17 protein-coding genes are annotated in these 21,002 nt (G+C 44.6%); 6 read left to right on the top strand and 11 right to left on the bottom strand.

The genetic code is table 11. The annotated features are described in order from the left end of the window. Positions 1 to 8 precede the first annotated feature (8 nt). Positions 9 to 620 carry a class I SAM-dependent methyltransferase gene (locus MSG34_RS16605; protein WP_248338620.1) on the top strand — a complete coding sequence of 204 codons (612 nt, stop codon included), beginning with the start codon at positions 9 to 11 and terminating at the stop codon, positions 618 to 620. A gap of 127 nt (positions 621 to 747) precedes the next feature. On the opposite strand, the gene MSG34_RS16600 is transcribed toward MSG34_RS16605, so the two are convergent. Next, positions 748 to 1,896, bottom strand: a complete 1,149-nt coding sequence (locus MSG34_RS16600) for a DUF3541 domain-containing protein (protein WP_248338618.1) — start codon at positions 1,894 to 1,896, stop codon at positions 748 to 750. 283 nt (positions 1,897 to 2,179) lie between these two features. Here MSG34_RS16600 and MSG34_RS16595 point away from each other — a divergent pair, with 283 nt between their 5' ends. Together MSG34_RS16595 and MSG34_RS16590 are read left to right on the top strand one after the other, a co-directional pair. After that, positions 2,180 to 3,535 carry a diguanylate cyclase gene (locus MSG34_RS16595; RefSeq protein ID WP_248338616.1) on the top strand — a complete coding sequence of 452 codons (1,356 nt, stop codon included), beginning with the start codon at positions 2,180 to 2,182 and terminating at the stop codon, positions 3,533 to 3,535. Between the two features lie 163 nt (positions 3,536 to 3,698). Further along, on the top strand, positions 3,699 to 5,339 hold the full coding sequence (locus MSG34_RS16590) for a DEAD/DEAH box helicase (protein WP_248338614.1): 1,641 nt from the start codon (positions 3,699 to 3,701) through the stop codon (positions 5,337 to 5,339). Between the two features lie 561 nt (positions 5,340 to 5,900). Here MSG34_RS16590 and MSG34_RS16585 read toward each other — a convergent pair. Then, complete coding sequence (locus MSG34_RS16585) at positions 5,901 to 7,430, bottom strand: DUF3612 domain-containing protein (RefSeq protein WP_082152238.1); 1,530 nt, start codon at positions 7,428 to 7,430, stop codon at positions 5,901 to 5,903. 169 nt (positions 7,431 to 7,599) lie between these two features. Between MSG34_RS16585 and MSG34_RS16580 the strand changes: the two genes are divergently transcribed. Then, positions 7,600 to 8,196: a hypothetical protein gene (locus tag MSG34_RS16580; protein ID WP_248338612.1), complete on the top strand. Its 597-nt coding sequence runs from the start codon at positions 7,600 to 7,602 to the stop codon at positions 8,194 to 8,196. A gap of 133 nt (positions 8,197 to 8,329) precedes the next feature. Here MSG34_RS16580 and MSG34_RS16575 read toward each other — a convergent pair whose 3' ends face one another. The 6 genes from MSG34_RS16575 to MSG34_RS16550 form a co-directional block, all read right to left on the bottom strand. Then, positions 8,330 to 9,346 carry a GGDEF domain-containing protein gene (locus MSG34_RS16575; RefSeq protein WP_048612880.1) on the bottom strand — a complete coding sequence of 339 codons (1,017 nt, stop codon included), beginning with the start codon at positions 9,344 to 9,346 and terminating at the stop codon, positions 8,330 to 8,332. A gap of 458 nt (positions 9,347 to 9,804) precedes the next feature. After that, positions 9,805 to 10,017 carry a cold-shock protein gene (locus MSG34_RS16570; protein ID WP_004740083.1) on the bottom strand — a complete coding sequence of 71 codons (213 nt, stop codon included), beginning with the start codon at positions 10,015 to 10,017 and terminating at the stop codon, positions 9,805 to 9,807. A 358-nt stretch (positions 10,018 to 10,375) separates the two neighbouring features. Continuing rightward, complete coding sequence (locus MSG34_RS16565) at positions 10,376 to 11,653, bottom strand: cytosine deaminase (protein WP_248338610.1); 1,278 nt, start codon at positions 11,651 to 11,653, stop codon at positions 10,376 to 10,378. Between the two features lie 9 nt (positions 11,654 to 11,662). Then, positions 11,663 to 12,901, bottom strand: coding sequence for a cytosine permease (codB, locus tag MSG34_RS16560; RefSeq protein WP_032546874.1), 1,239 nt, complete (start codon positions 12,899 to 12,901; stop codon positions 11,663 to 11,665). 680 nt (positions 12,902 to 13,581) lie between these two features. Then, positions 13,582 to 14,805 carry a biotin/lipoyl-binding protein gene (locus tag MSG34_RS16555; RefSeq protein WP_248338608.1) on the bottom strand — a complete coding sequence of 408 codons (1,224 nt, stop codon included), beginning with the start codon at positions 14,803 to 14,805 and terminating at the stop codon, positions 13,582 to 13,584. Further along, on the bottom strand, positions 14,799 to 15,149 hold the full coding sequence (locus tag MSG34_RS16550) for an MFS transporter (RefSeq protein WP_050649160.1): 351 nt from the start codon (positions 15,147 to 15,149) through the stop codon (positions 14,799 to 14,801). The genes MSG34_RS16555 and MSG34_RS16550 overlap by 7 nt, the downstream gene beginning before the upstream one ends. Before the next feature lie 133 nt (positions 15,150 to 15,282). On the opposite strand from MSG34_RS16550, the gene MSG34_RS16545 reads away from it, so the two are divergent. Continuing rightward, the gene (locus MSG34_RS16545; protein ID WP_248338606.1) at positions 15,283 to 16,290 is read left to right on the top strand and encodes an AraC family transcriptional regulator; all 1,008 of its coding nucleotides are present in this window, start codon (positions 15,283 to 15,285) and stop codon (positions 16,288 to 16,290) included. Between the two features lie 10 nt (positions 16,291 to 16,300). Here MSG34_RS16545 and MSG34_RS16540 read toward each other — a convergent pair whose 3' ends face one another. Together MSG34_RS16540 and MSG34_RS16535 are read right to left on the bottom strand one after the other, a co-directional pair. Beyond that, complete coding sequence (locus tag MSG34_RS16540; RefSeq protein WP_248338604.1) at positions 16,301 to 17,227, bottom strand: urea transporter; 927 nt, start codon at positions 17,225 to 17,227, stop codon at positions 16,301 to 16,303. Positions 17,228 to 17,309: 82 nt separating this feature from the next. After that, positions 17,310 to 17,969, bottom strand: a complete 660-nt coding sequence (locus MSG34_RS16535) for a pyridoxamine 5'-phosphate oxidase family protein (RefSeq protein ID WP_048617014.1) — start codon at positions 17,967 to 17,969, stop codon at positions 17,310 to 17,312. A 90-nt stretch (positions 17,970 to 18,059) separates the two neighbouring features. On the opposite strand from MSG34_RS16535, the gene MSG34_RS16530 reads away from it, so the two are divergent. Continuing rightward, positions 18,060 to 19,517 (top strand): PLP-dependent aminotransferase family protein, encoded by a 1,458-nt coding sequence (locus tag MSG34_RS16530; protein WP_248338602.1) that lies wholly within the window; start codon positions 18,060 to 18,062, stop codon positions 19,515 to 19,517. A gap of 16 nt (positions 19,518 to 19,533) precedes the next feature. Here MSG34_RS16530 and yjeH read toward each other — a convergent pair whose 3' ends face one another. Beyond that, complete coding sequence (gene yjeH, locus MSG34_RS16525; RefSeq protein ID WP_248338600.1) at positions 19,534 to 20,799, bottom strand: L-methionine/branched-chain amino acid transporter; 1,266 nt, start codon at positions 20,797 to 20,799, stop codon at positions 19,534 to 19,536. Between the last annotated feature and the right edge of the window lie 203 nt (positions 20,800 to 21,002).

The raw sequence follows: 21,002 nt of genomic DNA, 5'->3' as shown, positions 1-21,002 counted from the left end.
TGATTTGAATGCACTGGCTCGATCGTTGGAAGGTGTATCGCTATCATCGAAAACAGACTAATCGCTCGAATGGCGACAAGGCTAAAGCTTTAGGTTGGACTAGCGAAGAGAGCCAATTGCGTCGCTTTGAAGTGATCGCTCGTGCGGCGGGCTTCGAAAAGAAGAGTGTTTTAGATTTGGGTTGTGGCTATGGCGAGCTGTTTGAACTGCTCGACAGCATCTATCGTATTCGCTCTTACACTGGCGTTGACCAACACGCAGGCTTTCTAAAGAAGGCGAGGCAAAACTACACAGAAGATCGTTGTCGGTTTTCGTCGGGTGATATGAGCAAAATGAACCTTGAGGCGCACGACATTGTCATCGCGAGTGGTTCACTGAACTATGTCTCTCGTGATTCTGATTATCTGACAAACATGATTACTCGCATGTATGAATTGGCGAATCAGACGGTGATTTTTAATCTTCTCAACTCAAGCCAGTATCCTTCACGTAATACCTTGATGAGTTATCACCCTCAGGGCGTGTATCGCTTTTGTAAGACGCTTTGTGAGGATGTTTCTTTAATAGAAGGTTACGCAGAAGGGGATTTTACGATAGTGATGAACAAAGCCTGCCCCTAAACTCAAACCCAAGCCAGAGCGAAATGATGGTGTAGTTAGAACTAAAAAAGCCGCAGGCCTCGAAAGGTGTGCGGCTTTTTGGGTTCTTAGACCAACCTAAGTATCTAAGACCAGCCTAGGTATGTTGCTAGTTCTTCTGCGGCTGGTTTTTAATGAGTCCGTAAGGGATGTTAGTAAACACCTTAGGGTTGCCTTCATAAGTCGGCGCTTCATTCACTTGCTGCCAATCGAGTAGCATGATTGCTAGCACGTTGCGGTGTTCACCGTACTCAAGGTCAAAATCACCGGTGATCGAAGGGATCATGCCTTGTTTCTCATCGATTGAAGCTTGAATCGCGAGTCGAGTTTTCTCTACAACTGGGTCATCTTCTAAACCTGCTAATAAGAAGGTTAATCCAACCTCCGCAATCACATCTTCTTTCGCACGCAGCAGAATCGTATCGATGTTTTCTCTGAAGTAATCGTAGATCCATTGATGATCTTGTTCGCTTACTTGATGTTGGTAATATTCTGAATCACCAAAGATTACATGCGTCATACCATAGATCTTATTGCCGTATTGCTGGCTTGAAAGCTTTCTGTCTTTATCGTTTGGGTATGCTTTTTTGAAGGTATCTACGAACTCATCAACGACATCCTGCTCACCCAGTTGGCGCAACCAGTAAACCTGATTCGCTAACTGAGCAGCCCACGCTTTCACCATGTCTTCATTGGTCACGTATCGAGAGAAGTCATAGCGACGAATGATTTCGCGCAGCTTGGCATCGTTCTTGTGTTCTAAACCGTATTCATTAGCACGAGCCATAGAGCCTAGAAGGTCAACACCAAGATAAAGGTACTCAGGCATGTGCTTGGTGATGTTATAGCGTCGAACACTGCGCTCATCGTTATCACCAATATAAGATGCAACTCGCTTCTCTGAGTAGAGTACGATTTGTTCCATGGTTTGAACGTCATTCGACAGGGTGCTGAGCTTGCTTGCTACTCGAGCCATGTCGCTCCACACCGCCGCTGAATACTTGTCGTCTAATGTTTGACGATACATGCGCAGCCCGTAGTGACCTTCTTTGAATGCAGGCAGAGTGTAAAGCTGGCTTTCATAGGTGGTGCGAATGAGGTCAGCAGATTGCTTGAAAGATTGTTCTTGAGAATTGAGCGAATCTGCTTGGGATTGAACGTTCACTGCGGTTGGCGCTTGAACGTTTTCTTGTGCATGAACGGCAACGGCAACCGAGGCTGATAGCAATGTACACAGTGTGATAGTTTTTAACTTCATGTCGTGAGGTACCAAGCTGATTATTAGTCTATGTAAAATAACATTGATGAATCCTTTAATGTAAGCGTTGAGTCAATACAATGTAAGCTTTATAAGGTTCACTAACCCTTTTTGATTAAACCATTCGTTTAGTAAAGAAGTTTGAAGTGATGGATCACTCAATATTTGATAGATAGTCGACGTTAGTATGGATTTTTAATGACTTAGCGGCATACTGGGGCAATAAGCCAGAAATGAGCCGTTATAAGGCAGTATATAGAACAATAGTGTTAGAGGTTCGTAAATGCCAAGTGGTTCTAGCAAGCAGTGGTCTGCCAGAGTAGTATCTTTTCTTTTTTTTCTTGCGATGGTAAGCGCAATTGAGTTCTTTCATGCCAAGCAATTAACTTTTCTTAAAAACGAATCGTATTCAGAGGCAAAAAAGCAACTATCCATTATTCGTTCTCGGATTGAAGCCGCGATCGTGTCAGATATGTATATCCTCAATAATTTCTCGACCTTAGTGACCATCAACCCCGATGGTGAGGTGAAAAATTGGGATAAGATTGCTGAGAATATCATTCAAGATGGCTTCCATATTCGACTTATCGGACTCGCCAAAGACGACATTCTAAACTTTGTTTACCCGCTGGAAGGTAATGAGCAGGTTCTCGGTATTAATTATCGTGATCACCCAAATCAATGGGAGTCGGTTGAGATAGCTCGTAATCTTGGCAACACCTTTATTGCTGGTCCCTTTGAGTTGTTTCAAGGTGGGCAAGCCCTCATTACGCGTACTCCGATCTTCCGAGATCCGCCTTTTAATCAAGATTATTGGGGTGTCTCCAGTGCTGTTATCGGTTTAGATGAGCTGTTTGAAGATGTTGGTATCGGCAAGATCGAGAACAAGTATGAACTCGCTATTCGTGGTGCAAACAGTTCAGGTAAAGATGGCGCAGTCTTTTATGGTACTCAGGATGTGTTCGATAATGCGTTTGCCACTGAACAGGTGAGCTTCCCATACGGTGGTTGGTTCCTTGCTCTCTCCGGTAACGAACATGTATTGATGGATGAGCCTTGGTATCGCATCCAAGCGGTTAGGCTGGTGGGCTACTCCATTATATTAGTGTTGGCGTTTGCCTTCTTTACTATTTATCGCCTGTACCGGATTGCAGATAGCCGCTCTATGCATGATGAGTTAACGATGTTACCGAATCGTCGATACTTCATGTATAGCCTCAAGCAGGCTTTTAAAACCACTCAAAAGCAGAGAGCGAGAACCTTTGCTGTTGTAAATATCGATCTCGATGGGTTTAAAGCAATCAACGACACTTATGGTCACGCGGCAGGCGATCAGGTATTGATCGAGTGTGCTAACCGCATAAGAAGTGAGCTGCGTGTTTCAGATATCGTCGCAAGGATAGGCGGTGATGAGTTCTTGGTCTTGTTGCCACGCATCATCGATGATCAACATGTATCGTCGATCGTGACTAAACTACGAAAGGCGATATGCTCGGCGCCAGTTGTGTACGAGGCGCACTCTATTTATCTCAGAATCAGTGTGGGTTGGGTTATTCACAATAACAACTACAATGATGTCGATGCGCTCTTGAAAGCTGCTGATGAAAAAATGTACGAACAAAAGCGACAAGTTATCTAGGTTGAATTTGAGCTGCGATTAGAATTTAGTTGCTGAATGTGGGGAAAAGCCTCAGAATACCGCGCTTTGCTCCGTATCAATGTATTTGATGAGCGAAAGCTGAAGCAACGCATTTTTTAACGTGTTGCTCATACTAAATGTTATTCAACTGAGAAAATAATCTATGAGTTTTACCTCCCTTGGCCTTTCTGAACCGATCCTTAAAGCTATTGAAGCACAAGGTTACGATAAGCCATCACCAATACAAGAGAAAGCCGTACCAGCTGTCCTAACGGGCAAAGATGTTATGGCCGCTGCTCAAACAGGTACAGGTAAAACTGCAGGCTTCACGCTACCTATTCTTGAAATGTTATCGAAAGGCACTCGCGTACGTCAGAACCAAGTTCGTGCGCTCGTGTTAACGCCAACTCGTGAGCTTGCAGCGCAAGTGAATGGCAGCGTAGTGAAGTACGGTATTAACTTACCGCTGACTTCTACGGTCGTGTTTGGTGGTGTGAAGATTAACCCTCAGATGCAAAAATTGCGTAAAGGCAGTGACGTGTTGGTGGCAACACCTGGTCGTCTACTTGACCTATACAACCAAAATGCAGTGCGTTTTGACCAACTAGAAATCCTAGTGTTAGATGAAGCGGACCGCATGCTAGATATGGGTTTCATCCGCGATATCCGTAAGATCTTAGCTTTCTTGCCTAAGAAGCGTCAGAACCTACTGTTCTCAGCGACGTTCTCTGATGATATCCGCAGCTTAGCGAAAGGCTTGGTGAACAATCCTGTTGAGATTTCAGTAAGCCCTGCAAACTCAACGGCAAAAACGGTTGAGCAAAGCATCTACCCTGTAGACAAAAAGAAAAAGAGCGCAATGCTAGCGAAGCTAATCAAAGATAACGATTGGCGACAAGTGTTGGTGTTCAGCAAGACGAAACACGGTGCTAATAAGCTTGCTCGCTTCCTTGAAGAGCAAGACATCACTGCTGCACCTATTCATGGTAACAAGAGCCAAGGTGCACGTACTAAAGCCTTAGAAAACTTCAAAACAGGTAAGGTACGAGTACTTGTTGCAACTGATATCGCTGCTCGTGGTATCGATATCCCGCAACTGCCTCAAGTAGTTAACTTCGATCTTCCACATGTATCAGAAGACTATGTACACCGTATCGGTCGTACTGGCCGTGCTGGTGAAGTAGGTAAAGCGATTTCATTGGTTTGTGCGGATGAAGTGGGTGAGCTGTTCGGTATTGAACGCCTGATTCAACAAGTGCTAGAGCGTCGTGAACTGGAAGGTTTCTCTCCAGTAAACAAGTTACCTGAGTCTCGCTTGGATTCACGTCCAATCAAGCCTAAGAAACCGAAGAAAGCAAAACAACCACGGGAACATGCCGATGGTCAACGCTCTGGTGATAACGCTCGCGGGCACAAGCCAGCAGGTAAGAACAAGCGTCATGTAGCTGGTAATGGTTCGGCGCCAAAGCGTAAGCCAACATCAGGAAAGAAACCGGCTGAAAACAACTCAGCTGCGACAGCTGAAGATAAATCAGTAAGAAACAACGGTAGCAACTTTAAGCGCGGTAGTGCGGGTAATAAACCTGCTGCAAATAACGCGGGTTCTCAGAATACTCTGAGCAAACCAAGCGCTGCGGGTAAATCTAACGGTACTGGTAAGCCAAACAACGCGGGTAAACCTGCAGGCAAGCCTAAGAAGTCTGGTTACGGCGGTAGTTACGGCCCAAGCAAGTCGTCAAATAAGCCGACAGGCAACAAACCTTCACCGTCGAGAAGCCGCTCTAAGCCAGCTCCTCAGAAGTAATCTTTTCTGAGATATTGAAAGAGCAACGAACAGGAGTCGCTTTATAAAAAGGCGTCTCGTGGGTTAAGTTCTTTCTGTCATAGAAATCGAATAAGCGCGAATATTGAATCTCAATGTTCGCGTTTTTTTATGGGCGCTGTTTGGGGTGTTGATGTTGATGTTGATGTTGAGTAACCCTAGGGAGAGGTTTATTGCTGTTTAAAGTGATTGAATCTAAGGGAAATATGGCATTTTTGGGAAGGGTAATGAATCTTTAATGATTCATTAATAACAACATAATCACTAGCGTTTTTGTTGAATTTTGCAATTTGCAATTCCAGTTTGCAAAACAAACAAGGATATACGACCAATACGTGTCCAGATGCGTAGTAAATACGTGTTTTTAAAGTTGGCACGTATGCTGCATTAGTAATGGTGACCCTTCTTAAGCCGAGGGTCACCTAGCCAACTGACGTTGTTAGTGAACCTTTTTTGTTCACACAAAATATATGACCAATCACCCTTATTGTGATTGGTTTTTTTTTGCCTGAATTTTAGGTTCTATTTTTTGTTATTACTTTTTTACTCACCACACTTAGAGTAACAGCTTGGTTGGCGTGGGCATTCTCCACCTCTGGAGCAGATAAGCCTCGCTTCTGTCTCAATCCCACGTTCAATCCAATTTATATTTAGAATCTTGGCTATTGTCGTGAGATCTTTCTTGATGTTACGCGGAATTGCCACAGAGCCACCATTGTTAACGCATGACGCTTTAAGCTGCTCTGCTATGTCTCTTGAATTACCGCCTTGAGCATCAATCGCAGGGTTGAGATCTATACCAGCACACAACACACGATTGTTACCCGCAGGATCCGTCATATTGATGGATTCACAGCAGTAGATCCTTGGCTCATCACCCACATTCAAAATGGAGATTTGAGCCGAGCTTCCCGCTCGAGGTTCTGATAATCGACGGAACACAGCCCAATGTTGACATGGGTCAGCGACCGTTCTCATATTTCCCCAAGGCAGCGGAATCCCGTTCCCGCGATATACCGCCTTGAGTTTCCCCGGTCCATAAGCATCAAAGTAGTGCCAGTGAGGGTAGGGCGATACTACAGTCATTCGACGCATCGCAACAGAGGGGGAAACCCCTGCTCTTTTGTGAACGTCGATTTCGTAACCAGTACGGTCGAGTAGCTGTCTAAACGGGACTTTCGGGCACAGCAGTGCGCCAGCAAAGAAGCTGGATTCAAAGTCTCGCCATGCTTGAAGAATGTCTTGGGAGTTGAGCTGTGAAGAGCCTGAAATCTGGTTGTCATCCCATGTGTTGTTGTTACCGACCGACAACACACTCTTTAGGCCTTCTTTGCTGTGCAGAATGCAATGGCCGATATAAACCGAAAGGTCGTATTTCAGGCGAGTCGGATACTCTTTGAGAATCTCGTTTAAGAAGATAGTACCCGGAGGCTCAAAGAAGGAGGTCACTAGCTGCTTGGCGTTAATTCCGAGCTCATCGACTACGTCTTGCGGCGTGCGCGTCACCCAGCGGATGTTGATTCCTAGGCTTCTAGCGATGTCTATGAGGTCTTCGACGCTGAGGTTAAGACGTTTTAAGCCTACCTCTTCCGCAGCGCGCTCAAGGTCAGGGAAGTGGTTCTGATTGCTCTCTTGGTGTGCTCGAATCAAGAGGTGCGCAAACTGGCGGCCTGAAATGCCCGTTTGTGACAGCATCTCAGGAATCGCAATTTGCAGGATGTCGTTTGAGAATAGGAAGCTCGGCTCGAGCGCCATGCCACTTATCCCACCACGATTCCCCTTATCAGGAGCAATGGCTTGTTGTTCAGATTCGTCGTCGAGGAACCACGTTGGATTCTTCTGAAAGACCTGTGCAATCACTTCCAGCATATCGATGCTTGGAACCCGCTTTCCCCGTTCAATCATTGAAAGGTAAGAAACGGAAGGTGCATATTCTGGGTTGATCCTAATACAACGCGCAGACAGATCTTCCATCGTTAAATGGTTACGTTTTCTTAGGTTACGTATTTTCGTCCCTAGGAAATGTGACTGACGAACTAAACTTTTTGACAAGGCCATATTTGTAAAATTCACATTGTAAAATTTTTGTTGTGAAATTGTATGTAAAAAAGCGCTAATCTACAAACTAAGCAATTCACAAAATGACAAATAAATTAAACGTTAGTTTGGAATAATTGCTCTAGGACACATTTTTGCTGTAGAAATCGGTGGTTATCACCGGACTGGTCAAGAGGGAAAGACTATGAATATGCTTACATTCGATAAAACAGAAATCCAAAAACAATCAAAGCCATTTATCGCTGAAGCTGTCTTTGCCGTGGAGACAATCAGTGCCAATCAGCAAACTGAAAAGCAAGTGAAAGCAAAGCACCTGCTTGATCGACTATTCCCACTAGAGAATGGCTCGCATCAAGACGTAACCAGCTACGTAGTCGATTACCGTCATATTATGGCTTACTTTAAAGATGGTCAGCACAGCGGTTTGAAGCACCCTAAGCAGTTTGTAGCTTATATGGGTGAGAAGAACGACCCAGACTCTATATTGTTCCGAGATGGCAGTGGCAGTCACCTAGAGGTGATGTTTGGTTGCCATAAAGGGACAGGTTGTATTGAGCTAGTAGAAATTGATGATATTCAGTTGGAATCATGCACCACGTTTGGCCAATCACCAATGGAAGCAACAACCACAATGCGTGAAGAGACCATTGCAGCGATGCGCCACTGGATCAGTTTGATTCAAGGTGACGCAAAGGGTAAACCAAAGGCATGCAGTGAAGATAAAGAGTTCCGATCAAAGAGTGGTGAAGACTACTGTCTGAATTACTGCTTCCAGATCTAACGGTGAACCCTAGGTAGCTAAATCAATTTACACAGCTAAAGAAAAAGCCCCGAAGATAATGTCTTTGGGGCTTTCTAGTTTAAATACGAGCCGACTAATATGTCGATAAGAGCATTGTTGGTGTGTGTGTGTCTTACAAAGGCATGACTCGGTTACGGCCAAGTGATTTCGCTTCGTAAAGTAGCTTATCAGCACGCTCGATCAGCGATTGAGCTGATTCGCCGGGTTCAAGTTCAGCGACACCAAACGATGCAGTGATACTGCCGACTTGTTCACCACTGCGGCGATCTTTAATCGACAGCTTTTCTAAAGAGCGACGATTGGTATCAGCGAGTTGACGAGCAATACGCAAAGATTTGTTTGGCACAATCAGTGCGAACTCTTCACCACCAAATCGATAAGCAGAAATACCTTCACGGCAACTTAACTTCAGCTTACGAGCGATCCCTTTAAGAACCATATCACCAAACAAGTGGCCATAGGTGTCGTTGAAATTTTTAAAGTGGTCGATATCGAGAAGAATCAGACACAAAGATTGTTGTGCTTCACACAAGGTTTCAATGTCACGGTCGAAAGAGCGACGGTTATAGAGTGTGGTTGTACTATCGAAGAGCGCATCTTTCTGCACTTCTACCAATTGAGTTTTGAGCTTGGTGATCTCTGAGGTTGCAGAGTTCAACTGAGAGTTTAAAAACTGAGTAGAGTGACGAATATGACGAGATTCAGACACCAGCTGTCGAACCAAGGACATGACTTCATCAATAGATAAACTTTCATTATCAACTCGAGCCAAGTCCTCGAAGCTTTTATCGATCATGTCAGAAAAAGCGGAGGTGTCGGTCAGGGTGTCATTCATTGAATTGGAAACTTCAGAAACTAACAGTTCCAAATTAGCGCGAAGGTCATTGATATTGGTTTCGGATTTGCTGGCAACATAATTGTTGTATAGCTGCTCACCCACGGCAGGAGGACAAATACCGTAGTGTTCTAAAACACCATCCATGTCTTGAGTCAGCTGGGGAATAGCGTTATCAACATAGGTGTACCAAAGTGCGTAATTTGCAGGTGTCGTTGACACCCTGTTCTTCATCATAAGAGGCACCGCTTTTTTTAGATTTGCGGTGGATTTCTGAAATTCGTCTTTGTTCATTATTTTTACTGCAGATACCAAAACAACTAAGCCACTTGCGAACAAGGTTAGCGGATTTCGAACGTCTTTGCTTTAAAAATTATATGATTAGTGGATGAGGATTGGATAAATAACTCATTTTTATTATGAATATCGATTGCGTATTCATAAGTGTAATCTAATGGATTGTTCTTTAACCATATTTGGGCATATCAAACTTTCGACATAGAGTGAGTTCGTATCAAAACATTGGCGAGAAATGAGTGTTGTTGTCTAGGGAAGTGCACACAAAAAGTGAAGTAGATTGATCGTCGAGCTTTAACTGCGAGAGGTTAGATTGAGGGGGGCTTTGCAGGTGATTTTCAGTTGTTCAGAGTTAACGGGGGAAGCTTGTATCGAGAGGGGAAATGTTTATGAGCAGGCATAAAAAAGCGCCGATAAAAATCAGCGCTTTAAAATTCTTTTTAGCTAAGAGCTAATTATTGAGCAACAACGTTTGCTGCTTGTAGGCCTTTTTGACCGTTTTCAACTTCGAAAGAAACCTTTTGGCCTTCTTTCAGAGTTTTGAAGCCTTCAGAAACGATTGCACGGAAGTGTACGAATACGTCAGCGCCGCCGTTGTCTTGAGAAATGAAACCGAAACCTTTCTCTTCGTTAAACCATTTTACAGTGCCAGTATTTGTGTTAGACATAATTTGTCCCTTATTCATAAATTTTCTAAGTTGTTGATTGCATTTAATGCAATGCGCTGATAATTGAATTATTTAATATTGCTAAGAAATAAGGAAAAACTACTTACAAAAACGGGTAACGATTTTACATGTCAATTTTTTACTATTCATCTAACTTAAATAACTCCGGCTAACAGAGCGAGAGCATGTTAACACAGTCTTTTGAGATGTACACGCATTGCTTAAGAAATTTGTGCTTTTTTTGTCATACCGTGCGAATGTACAAGATTTACACTGATTTAGTGATAGTTTTGTCGCTTCGTCCAACACAACAAAAGGAAGCATCTCAGCTTCCTTTTGATCATTAGTATAGACGATATTAACGCTTGAAGTTGATATCTTCAGTTTGATCTAAATTTATTTTTGTTTTCGCTGGTTGAGTCTCTGCAATCACCTTACCGTGGCGTATTGAGTACTGCACTGGTACTTGGCGGCGCACTGCATCAAAGCCATTGTCAGCAGGAAGAATCAGCAAGCTACCTGGCTTACCTTCTTCGATGCCGAAGTTGTCTTGTATGTTCAATGTGCGAGCAGAGCTCTTGCTGATCAAATCAAGTGAGTTGTTGATTTGGTCGTAGCCCATAACCTGTGTCACATGCAGTCCCATGTGCAGAACTTGAAGCATGTTCGCTGTGCCCAGTGGGTACCATGGGTCAAACACATCATCGTGGCCAAAACAAACGTTAATGTTTGCTGCTAGCATCTCTTTAACGCGCGTTACACCGCGGCGTTTCGGGTAATCGTCGAAACGGCCCTGCAAGTGAATGTTGACTAACGGGTTTGCCACGAAGTTGATACCTGACATCTTCAATAGACGGAACAGGCGAGACGCGTAAGCACCGTTGTAAGAGCCCATCGCAGTCGTGTGGCTAGCGGTTACTTTCTCGCCCATTTCAAACTTATGAGCAAGAGCTGCTAATGTTTCCACAAAGCGAGACTGTTCGTCGTCGATTTCATCACAGTGAACGTCGATCAGACAGTCGTACTTGCGCGCAAGCTCGAACACGTAATGCAGAGATTCAACACCGTATTCACGAGTGAATTCGAAGTGAGGGATAGCACCGATAACGTCAGCACCGATCTTCACTGCTTCTTCAAGCAACTCTTTGCCGTTAGGGTATGAAAGAATGCCTTCTTGAGGGAATGCAACGATCTGGATGTCGACCCACTCTTTCATCTCTTCACGAACTTCAACCATCGCTCTTAACGCAACGAGTGTTGGGTCTGACACATCAACGTGTGTACGAACGTGTTGAACACCATTAGCTATCTGCCATTTCAGTGTTTGCTTGGCACGAGACTTTACGTCTTCGATTGATAGCAGTTCTTTACGCTCAGCCCAACGCTCAATACCTTCAAACAAAGTGCCAGAGATGTTCCAGTTAGGCTCACCAGCAGTTTGAGTAGTATCTAGGTGGATGTGCGGTTCACAGAAAGGAGTAACTGCAATGCCACCTTCAGCATCAAGGATGTCACCTTGATGATTGATTTGCGCGTCATTATCGAGAATGCGAGAAAATTGACCATTTTCAATCAGAATCTGTTTCAAGCCCTCTTGGTCTTGAAGTTTCGCGTTCTTGATTAATAAGGTTGTCATAGTGTGTCCTTAAGCGGCCTGAGATTTCAGAGCTTTTTTGTTCAATAGAGGATTAAGCACGAGGTAACTGATTGCACCACCTAACACTGCGTTCAAAGGAACAACGCCAGGTAGGAAGTGACCAGCGGCTACGCCTGTTGCTACCGCGATAATGCCAGCCCAGTTAACGGTTTGGAACTCTGCATTTGCAAAATCTTTGTAACGTTTACGGTTCGCGAAGAAGTCGGCGATGATTACGCCACCAATTGGTGGAATCGCCAGCGAAAGGAAGGTTAACCAACCAACGAAGTTGTTGTATAACCAAAGCGCGAAAATCGTACCGATAATGCCGTTAATGATAGACATTGTAGTACTTGAGCGACCTGTAATGTTAGATAAACCCAGACCCGATGCATAAAGTGCATTTTCATTGGTTGTCCAGATATTCAAGCCAAGCACGATGATGGCTGGAAGCAGTAGACCTTGCGCGATCATCACATCTGAAATATCAGCCTGCCCGGTTGCTGCTGCGCCTGCTGCGCCGAAGATAAACATCAGCGAGTTACCGATGAAGAACGCAACCATGGTAATCAATACTGCGCTTGCTGGCTTTTTACCAAAGCGAACGAAATCGGCAGTCAACGTACCCGCACTTACAAACGAACCAACAACCATTGCAAGCGCCATTGAGAAGTCCATTGGCGTCTCCGGTTTAATAAGTTGCAGTTGCTCTAGTCCACCAACACTGTCTACCGCAGTCAGTACTGAGTAACCACCCAGAATCGCAATCGCAGGTACTGCAATCGCTGAAAGCACCATTAGCGCTTTAATGCCGAAGTACACTGTACCCGTCATCAACAAGCCAGATACGATAATCAAGGTGTTGGTATCAATGCCCGTTGCTTTTTGTACTGGAATAGCAAACATCGCAACACCCACACCAAACCAACCGACTTGTGTACCACCAAGTAGCGCAGAAGGAAGCCATGAGCCTTTAGTACCGAAAGAGAAACGAGCAAGAAGGTGAGTAGAGAGGCCAGTAGATGAGCCGATGTAGCCAAGAAAAGAAGTGTAAATACCGAGGATTAGGTTACCGATGAGAACGGCGAGGAAGAAATCGTTGAATGAAAGGCCTGTCCCGAGTGAACCACCTGTCCACATACTTGCAGAGAAGAAAGTGAGTCCAAGCATTACCATGGTGAGTGAAGCGACTCCTTTCCTAGCCGATGTAGGAACCGGCCCTAGACTGTAGTTATTATCAGCAGCCATTTTTTACCTCCGCAAATGATCAAAATTAAAATTAACGGTCGCCGTATTGCAGGCAAACGTGCGCATTATGGTGATATAAATCACATAGTCAATGCTAATTTTGTCAATAAGGGCGAGTTAAAATCAGTTATTACAGTAATTATCTTGTAAAACATAAGGTTATTTTCTGAGTTTATTTCAAAAAAATAAATAGAAAACGTTTTCTATAACGCGTTGGTTATCTGCTGTTCTTGGTTGGCTATGAATGTTGATTATTATACGTTTGAATGGGTGTCTGTATCGAAGAGGAGCGTGGTCGGCCAAACTGCAGGCAAAAAAATAGCCAATCGCAATAATCGCAATTGGCTTATATATTTTGTGAACAAGAATAGGTTCACTAACAACGTCAGTTGGCTAGGTGACCCTCGGCTTAAGAAGGGTCAATATATACATAGCAGTTAGTGTGCCAACTTTTAAAACCACGTAAAACGGCAGTTTTATAGCAATCTGGTGCGTATTTGAGCGTTTAATTTTCGTTTTTGTAATGTTCAATTGCAAAATGCAATTGCGATTTGCAACTTTAAAGTGTTGATTGGTTTTTCGAGTTTGTGTTTTTTCTGGCGACAAATAGTGAAATAAACAAAAAGCCCGTGCGATCTAAGAGCGCACGGGCTTGGGTATTGCTTCACCAATAGGAAGTATTAGATGGAGTAGAAGAAGTACAGTTGAGACTTCATTCTAATGATGATCCCGCGTATTACGTCTAGGAACGCCATAAAGCTGATAGGCTTCTCACCGCTTACCCACGCTAATCCGACAGAGCCAACAGGAATATCGTAACCCTCTGCCTCATCAATTTTTAAACGAACAAAGTGGTGCTTGTTCTGAAGGTTTTTGCCTGTGGTAACACGAACCTGCTCATCGATACCCAGCAAACTTGCTTGCGCTTCACCAGTGGCTTCTACAATGCCTTCTACAGTTGCAGAGAACACTTTCCCTGGGTATACCGCTGTCGCAAATTCCGCAGGTTGACCGACCTTAATATTACGAATCGCTTGGTGGTTCACTCGCATCAGTACGTACTTCTCTTCGGTATACATCTGGATACGAGGCATCATTGAAACGCGCTGACCTTCACGAAGAATAAAGTTCGTTACAAAGCCGTCAGTCGGTGCCGTGACTTTGGTGCTGTTCAAGTCCCATTGTGCTTGTGCCAGTGTTGCCTTTGCTGAATCGACCTCTGTCTGTTTCTTGCTCACATTGGTTTCAGCTTTGTGGATGTTTAATTTCGCATTCTCGGCATCGACTTCTTTCTTGCTAAGTTGAGATTCCAACGTCGTAACGTTATACGTCGCTAAGTCTACCTTTGCTGTTTGTTGGTCGATGTCAGTTTCAGTGATCGTATGTTCTACCACTTTGTTTTGCTTCTGGTAACGATCAAGTGTCTTTGATTGCAGCACCAAGTCTGTTTTAGCCGAGTCTATTTGTGCGACTGAAGCTTTGATGTCTTCAAGCGCCGATTGATAGCTGACTTTTGCAATGCTCACTTCTTGACGAGCTGTGTCTAAAGCGACCTCTGCAGACTCAAGTTGAACGCTGGCTTTGTCTTTTGCGATGACATATTTGGTGTCATCAATCTCGTAAATTAGCTGTCCTTCAGTCACATCCTGGTTCGGGTGGATGTGAACTTTGGAAGTTTTTCCCGACACATTAGTTGAATCTGGGCGTAACTGAATATGTGGAGACTGAACCACTGAGCCTCCCGATAGATCCATCGGAGTAAAGTTGAGTAGGCCAACCCATACAAACAGTAACCAAGATGTACCCCCTAGGTATGCAAACGCCTTGGTGCCTTTGTTCCAAGGCATACCAACAAGTCTGAGTAAGTAAATGAACAGTGCCCAAATTGCCAAGCCTTCTAACATGTTTGGCTCTCCTCATCTTGCTTGTCGGAAGTTGTTTGCTCCTTGGTTGTGGTCGGTGACTTCCATGTATCTCTTAGATTGATGATGGCTTTTTCCATATCAACGAAGGCCAAAATTACTGCTAGTACCCATACCCAGTGCCATACAAAACCAATCCATGTTAATGCGGTGATCAAACCGAGTTGTTGATGCTCTTTACTGTGAGCCTTGTTGATTGGTAATTCATGTACACGCCAGAAGCCGTAACATGCAGCAGCGATGGTTGCGACCAACACTATGCCTGCAACTACGTGTAGTGCGGTATCTGCGCCGGTTCCGACAAATGGGACACTAACTAAACTCATTGATATACCCTAGGTTAAATTGAGCGCCGAGTGTGATTGATATCAGATTTAGAAGTTGAAATTTTACCAATTACTTTAATAATGATGTCATTATGATTTGATCTGTAATAGTGACTTCTAAGTATGGTGGCTAATGAACAATTGTAACTTCTTAAGAGCATTAGGTATTTTGGGTATTTACCAATACGCAACGACCAATAAGGCCGTGAATACTGAGCAATTAGGTATTCCTAAATCGGTGTTTAATAACCCGATGAACCTTATTCCCGTAAGTGAAGTGGACAAATGGTATGGCTTGCTTGAACAACAAGCCGGTGATCCTGATATTATCTTGAAGTTGGCTGATAGGGTGGATATTGAAAGGCTAGGTCCTCTTTCGAATTGGTTTTTCTCGGGGCACGATCTGGCGTCGTCTATACGCCGAGTTAACATCGGGTTGCACTGTTTGCAGTCTGGCGCTTTCCTGTATGGCGCTCAAGTCGGTAACTTCATCAAGTGGTGTTACGATAATCCAGCTTACACCGAAGCGGGCAAGGTTCATGACTCGATCCGAGTCGCCATCTTTATGATGAAGATATTAAGACGTTACTTGGGAGACGACTTTACCCCCGCAGCCGTCTCTATCGCAGGTTATCGCGAAAACACTCAACTCTATCAAGAGTATTTTGGGTGCAATATTCAGTGGGGCCAGCCACGAACTGAGATCTGGATACCAAGCCAGTTGAGGTTATCGAGCAATCAAGCCCCTTCGATCGGCAAGATGAGCTTGGCAATGAATTTTCATGACTTAGATAATTACCTCAACATGCCGGATGCCGCGGATGAGCATAAGGTGACCTATGAGATGATCAATTACAGTCGTCATTTCGGCCTGCCAACGCTGCATAAAGTGTCGAGTTTGCTTGGGTTATCTGAACAGCAATTTCAACGTCGATTGCATAACTTAGGCATCAACTTTTCTACCATTATGGGCTATGCGTTAAGTAACGTGGCGGTGGAGTTGTTGATGTATTCAGTGCCAATAGGTGAAGTCGCGACGAGGCTCGGCTATACCAATGTCGCGAGCTTTAATCGGATGTTTAAGAAACATCGAGGCTTGACGCCCAAGCAATATGTGGAGCGCTTAAAAACTGGCCTGTAGCTATGCAGAGCTAACTTATGGTTCGTTTATGGATCAGGCTAGACAAGTAAACCACAGCCCAAGTACTCAAAATGAAAGGGGCGGTGAGTGGCAGTAGTGACAGTTCATGAAAACCAAGTGTGATGAGACAGCTTAACAGCATGCCTAATAGGATTAACGGCCAAGAGATCCGCGGATAGAGCACAAGTGCTAAAGTGGCAAGAATGGCGTTGTACCCGTAAAGTCCTTGCGCTACCAGTTCGTTAGAAGCGCCAATCAACCCGCTAAATACGGTGCTAATGATTACTGCGAGCATAACCCAAATGGCATGCTTGATATTGTTGAGTCCGATGGCAACCAAGATAACGAGCCCCGACAACGTATTTTCGATGAAGCTGACTTGGCTTATCCCTTTTAATAACGGGATCACCACTGTCGGCAGGTTGAACCATGAGCTAGCCTCAATACTGATGAGTGGCATCAGTGCTGAGTCAGGTGCAGAAAACGCTGACAGCTCAAACGCTGATTGGATAGCATAAATCAGCCAAGTGGTGAGGATAAAGGCGCTAGTGTAACCGCGATATTTCTCAAAACTGAATACGATGTGGGCAATCGGCACCGTGAGTAATGCACCTAACGCAGTCACTAAAGCCAATAAGGACGTCACACCAAAAAAGTTACCGATAAATAAGCCAATTAAAGCGCCATTTAGCGCATACATTCCACTATCAATATCTTCAGCTAACTTGTTGGTATTGGTGCTGGCGTAGATATAGGAATAGAAGGCTAATGCAAAGCTGCAACTGGCGCCAAGCAAAGTAAGAAAAGCCAGTGCAAGTGACTCAATAGAAATGGCAAGCAACAGCAAAGTCGACGTCATGACAGACGGTGTGAAATAGACTTGCCCAATGCCATTGAGCAAGCCTTGAAATGGCAGAATACCCTTGTTCGTTTTCATCGTCTGATTACATTATTGAGTCATGTTAAATTTTTGTAAGTAAGATTGTATACAATTTTATCAAGTTCACCATCTTCGCGTGTTAATTCTGATACCAGCGTTCACCATAAGCTTGTTGGTAATCTGGTGTTTCAATGATGCCTTCTTGTTCTGGAACGGTTTCTAATGGCCCAACGACGGTTCGATACGGTAATACGCCAGCCCATACTGGGATATCCATATCAGCTTTATCATCATTCACTCCATGTTTACCAATCTTCACAGAGGCTTCCGTTAAAGGGATCGCTAATAACTCGGTTGCGGTGAGTTCTTTTTCATTACTGAGCCTGACCTCATCGGTTCTGCCCGGTGCTATTTGCTCAATAAAGATATTCAACAAGCGATCCTTTTCTTGGTTGTCATCGATGACTGAAAATGACCCCAACACCACAGCAGAACGATAATGCGCGCTGTGATGAAATGCCGAACGAGCCAGCACCCAACCATCGAACAAGGTGAACGTTAAACAGGTTGGTTCTCCCTTTTTTAGCCCTTTTAGTAGACGACTGTTTTTAGCCCCATGAATGTAGACCATATCATCCACTCGCCACGCGAGCATCGGGATAACCATTGGGCCTTGTTCGCCCAGCAATGCAATGTGTGCGATTAAGCTCTCATCAATAATTTGGTGCAGTTTCTCTTGTTCAAATACGGCTTTGTGAGCCCCTTTTTTAATCGTGGTTCTTTTCGTGTTAGATAACATAATCGCTCCTTAATCATTGCCTTTTGATTAATGTAGCGATTAACTGGTCTATTAAATAGAGCCACTTTTAAACACTATTTGGATCCAGTTATGCAGCCTATCGATGTCGGTGATCTACAGTTAGACGAACAACACGACACGCGTCAAACCGCCTTGTTCCACGCGATAAGAGAGAAAATCGTTCAAGATTTATGGAGCAAGGGCAGTAAGTTACCTTCAACACGTAAGTTGGCCGTCGAGTTATCGGTGAGTCGAAATACGGTGATTTATGCGTACGAACAACTGGTCACTGAAGGCTATATCGAGAGTAAGCAAGGCTCAGGGTTTTATGTCTCGGTTGAACAACCAGAACACTTTCTAAGTTTGTCTCAACCGAAGTGTGTTCAGGATGCGAAGGTTAAACAAACGGTCAGTCAACCGACTGCAAACATAGCGACACCTAACGACATTAACCGCAGCTTTGCCCCCGGAGTCCCTGACTTAGATGCGTTCCCTTTTGCGAAATGGCAGAGGTTGCTGCAACGCCACTCTACACGTCAGAACATTGCGGGCAATCAAGAGGTTCAGGGAAGCTTAGCCTTGAGAGAAGCATTGAGCGGGTATCTTGCAAGCAGTCGTTCGGTTCATTGCAGTGCCGACAGAATCATCATCACCGCAGGTGCGCAGCAAGCCATCTCAATCGGATTAATGGCAACGTTAGCGATGGGCGACAAAATCCTTGTAGAGGAACCCGGTTATCGACAAGTACATAAAATTATCGATCTGTTGAGACTAGAGTTAGACGGTGTAAGTGTGCGTGAAAAGGTGGGGCTAGATATTGAAAAAGTATTGTCCAGTAATGCTAAGGCTTTGTATGTCACGCCGAGTAACCAATACCCAATGGGCACGACCCTCAATACTGAGCAACGCCTTAAACTGATCGACTGGGCCAATCAACATCAGTCTTGGATCATTGAAGATGACTACGACAGTGAGTTCCAGTTTGCTCATCGCCCTTATACCAGCATGCAAGGGTTGGCGGGTAAGTTGGGATTCGATGATCGCATCATCTATGTTGGCTCTCTGAGTAAGGTGATGTTCAATGGCCTTCGATTAGGGTACTTAGTGGTGCCAGAAAGTCTGGTGGTGAAGTGTCTTGAGATCAAAGACGCGCTAACGGGAGACACGGCGTCCCACACACAGGAAGCTTTGGCGGATTTTGTTCGAGAAGGCGACTTGCTGCGTCATATTAGAAAGATGCGCCGGTCATACAAACTCAAGTATGAAGCCATGATAGAAGCGATTGAATGCGAGTTTTACGGTGATCTTGAAGTGATCAGCCAAGCGGCGGGGTTACATGTGACCGTGAAGTGGTACAACGGAATATCTGAAAGGGAATGGAACCGACGAGCTGAGCTTGAAAATATTATCATTCGTCCGTTTGATTTTTATGAATACGGTTCGAGTGATGCTCGTGATTGGAGTGGGGCGGTGCTGGGGTTTGGAAATATACGGTTGGCTGAGCTAAAGCCGAAGATCAAACAGATCGCTCGGCTTTTTTATCAGTGATATTGGTAGGTATGGTTTACATCTTGTCGACAGAAACAGTGGGTTTACCCAGCCACTTTCGCCAAGGGAGTGACAATGTCACAAAAATAGTCACAGCATAGAGCATCGACCAACTTAAGCAGATAAACACCAAGGTACAGATGACCAATGAAAGCATGGCTGTGTATCTAGATGCGCCTGTCAGTAATCGGCAAGCGGCTAACATCGCGAGCAGATAAACCAAAACAAAAATACCGTTGGCGAGCTTGAGAAAGAACTCAAGGTCCAAGTTAGACAGTTCACCAATCACACACGAGATAAGCACGACAAAGCCAATTGCTAACGTTGGGTAAAGCGGTACGCCGTGGCTGTTCAGTTGAGCCATTCTACTTGAAGGACTGTGTTGGCGAGCTTGAGCCCAGATCATTCGTGATAGGCTTTGTGTATAAAGGTTTAGGCTGGCAAAGCAAGCAAAGAAACCCAGTACGCTGATGACAGTTTTGAAGCCATTGCCAAACAGTTGTTCTGTTACCCACGGGATGGATGCGGCGTCGAATTCAGGTGAACCGTAAGCACCCAGTTTAAGAATCACCACTGAACAAGCCCAGTACACTAACCCCGCAACAAAACAACCTGCAATGATGGCGATTGGAAAGTCTCGTTGTGGATTTTTGAACTCCTCTCCCATGTGGGCAAAAGCTTCTATTCCGACAAAGCACCAAAACATCACCGCTAAGGCAGCGCCGATAGACCACATCGAATCGGACGAGATGGCAGGAAGAGTAACATCGGCTACCGTGATTTCGGCTTTCCAGACAAAAACGCTAACCAAGGCAAAAATCGACAACGCAATCACGGTTTGCAGTCGGCCAGAAGACTTACTGCCCAGCAAATTGACGGCAATAAGCAGGGCTACAGTAAAGGATTGAGCCCCCAGTGGTGTATCGAGAGGTGCGGGTAACAATTGTTGAGCAAAACCACCTGCAAGTGCAATGGCCGCTGGAATACCGACAGGAATAACACTCACAAACAACCACGCCACGCTTGTTTCTAATCGCTCGCTAAACGCCTGACGCACAAAATAAGCAGTACCACCCGCATTCGGGTAGCGTTTTCCTAATGCTGCGAAGGTTAGTGCAATCGGGCAAATAGCGATAAAAAGGATTGACCAAGCGAGTAGAGACAGCTGACCTGCAATGCCTGCTGCGATCGCAGGGATCATAAATAATCCCGTGCCTAGCAAGGTCGTTGAGAGTTGTCCGATTCCTGAAATAAGCGTGATTTCTTGTTTGAGTTGTGTCATTCGCTCTCCTAGCTATTTGATTCTGGTCACGGTTTTCCAGTAACTTTCTTCTGGTGTGTGTGAAGTTATGATTGAGAGCATACATTGTCGACATCAATAATACAGCTAGCGAAACGTCGTAAGACACCGTCATTTTAACGGTATTAATCCGATTAAGCGTGAAAGTGTCGCTGTCAGAATGGCTGTTATAAGTCGGAAAGTTG

This window comes from Vibrio sp. 1CM2L (assembly GCF_023161695.1).
Lineage (GTDB): Bacteria > Pseudomonadota > Gammaproteobacteria > Enterobacterales > Vibrionaceae > Vibrio > Vibrio coralliirubri.
This window is presented reverse-complemented; position numbering and strand designations above follow the sequence as displayed.

What these genes read in the sequence shown, in the direction of transcription:
- MSG34_RS16605 (WP_248338620.1), top strand. Translation starts at nt 9, where the DNA reads ATGCACTGGCTCGATCGTTGGAAGGTGTATCGCTATCATCGAAAACAG.
- MSG34_RS16600 (WP_248338618.1), bottom strand. Translation starts at nt 1,896, where the DNA reads ATGAAGTTAAAAACTATCACACTGTGTACATTGCTATCAGCCTCGGTT.
- MSG34_RS16595 (WP_248338616.1), top strand. Translation starts at nt 2,180, where the DNA reads ATGCCAAGTGGTTCTAGCAAGCAGTGGTCTGCCAGAGTAGTATCTTTT.
- MSG34_RS16590 (WP_248338614.1), top strand. Translation starts at nt 3,699, where the DNA reads ATGAGTTTTACCTCCCTTGGCCTTTCTGAACCGATCCTTAAAGCTATT.
- MSG34_RS16580 (WP_248338612.1), top strand. Translation starts at nt 7,600, where the DNA reads ATGAATATGCTTACATTCGATAAAACAGAAATCCAAAAACAATCAAAG.
- MSG34_RS16575 (WP_048612880.1), bottom strand. Translation starts at nt 9,346, where the DNA reads ATGAACAAAGACGAATTTCAGAAATCCACCGCAAATCTAAAAAAAGCG.
- MSG34_RS16570 (WP_004740083.1), bottom strand. Translation starts at nt 10,017, where the DNA reads ATGTCTAACACAAATACTGGCACTGTAAAATGGTTTAACGAAGAGAAA.
- MSG34_RS16565 (WP_248338610.1), bottom strand. Translation starts at nt 11,653, where the DNA reads ATGACAACCTTATTAATCAAGAACGCGAAACTTCAAGACCAAGAGGGC.
- codB (WP_032546874.1), bottom strand. Translation starts at nt 12,901, where the DNA reads ATGGCTGCTGATAATAACTACAGTCTAGGGCCGGTTCCTACATCGGCT.
- MSG34_RS16555 (WP_248338608.1), bottom strand. Translation starts at nt 14,805, where the DNA reads ATGTTAGAAGGCTTGGCAATTTGGGCACTGTTCATTTACTTACTCAGA.
- MSG34_RS16550 (WP_050649160.1), bottom strand. Translation starts at nt 15,149, where the DNA reads ATGAGTTTAGTTAGTGTCCCATTTGTCGGAACCGGCGCAGATACCGCA.
- MSG34_RS16545 (WP_248338606.1), top strand. Translation starts at nt 15,283, where the DNA reads ATGAACAATTGTAACTTCTTAAGAGCATTAGGTATTTTGGGTATTTAC.
- MSG34_RS16540 (WP_248338604.1), bottom strand. Translation starts at nt 17,227, where the DNA reads ATGAAAACGAACAAGGGTATTCTGCCATTTCAAGGCTTGCTCAATGGC.
- MSG34_RS16535 (WP_048617014.1), bottom strand. Translation starts at nt 17,969, where the DNA reads ATGTTATCTAACACGAAAAGAACCACGATTAAAAAAGGGGCTCACAAA.
- MSG34_RS16530 (WP_248338602.1), top strand. Translation starts at nt 18,060, where the DNA reads ATGCAGCCTATCGATGTCGGTGATCTACAGTTAGACGAACAACACGAC.
- yjeH (WP_248338600.1), bottom strand. Translation starts at nt 20,799, where the DNA reads ATGACACAACTCAAACAAGAAATCACGCTTATTTCAGGAATCGGACAA.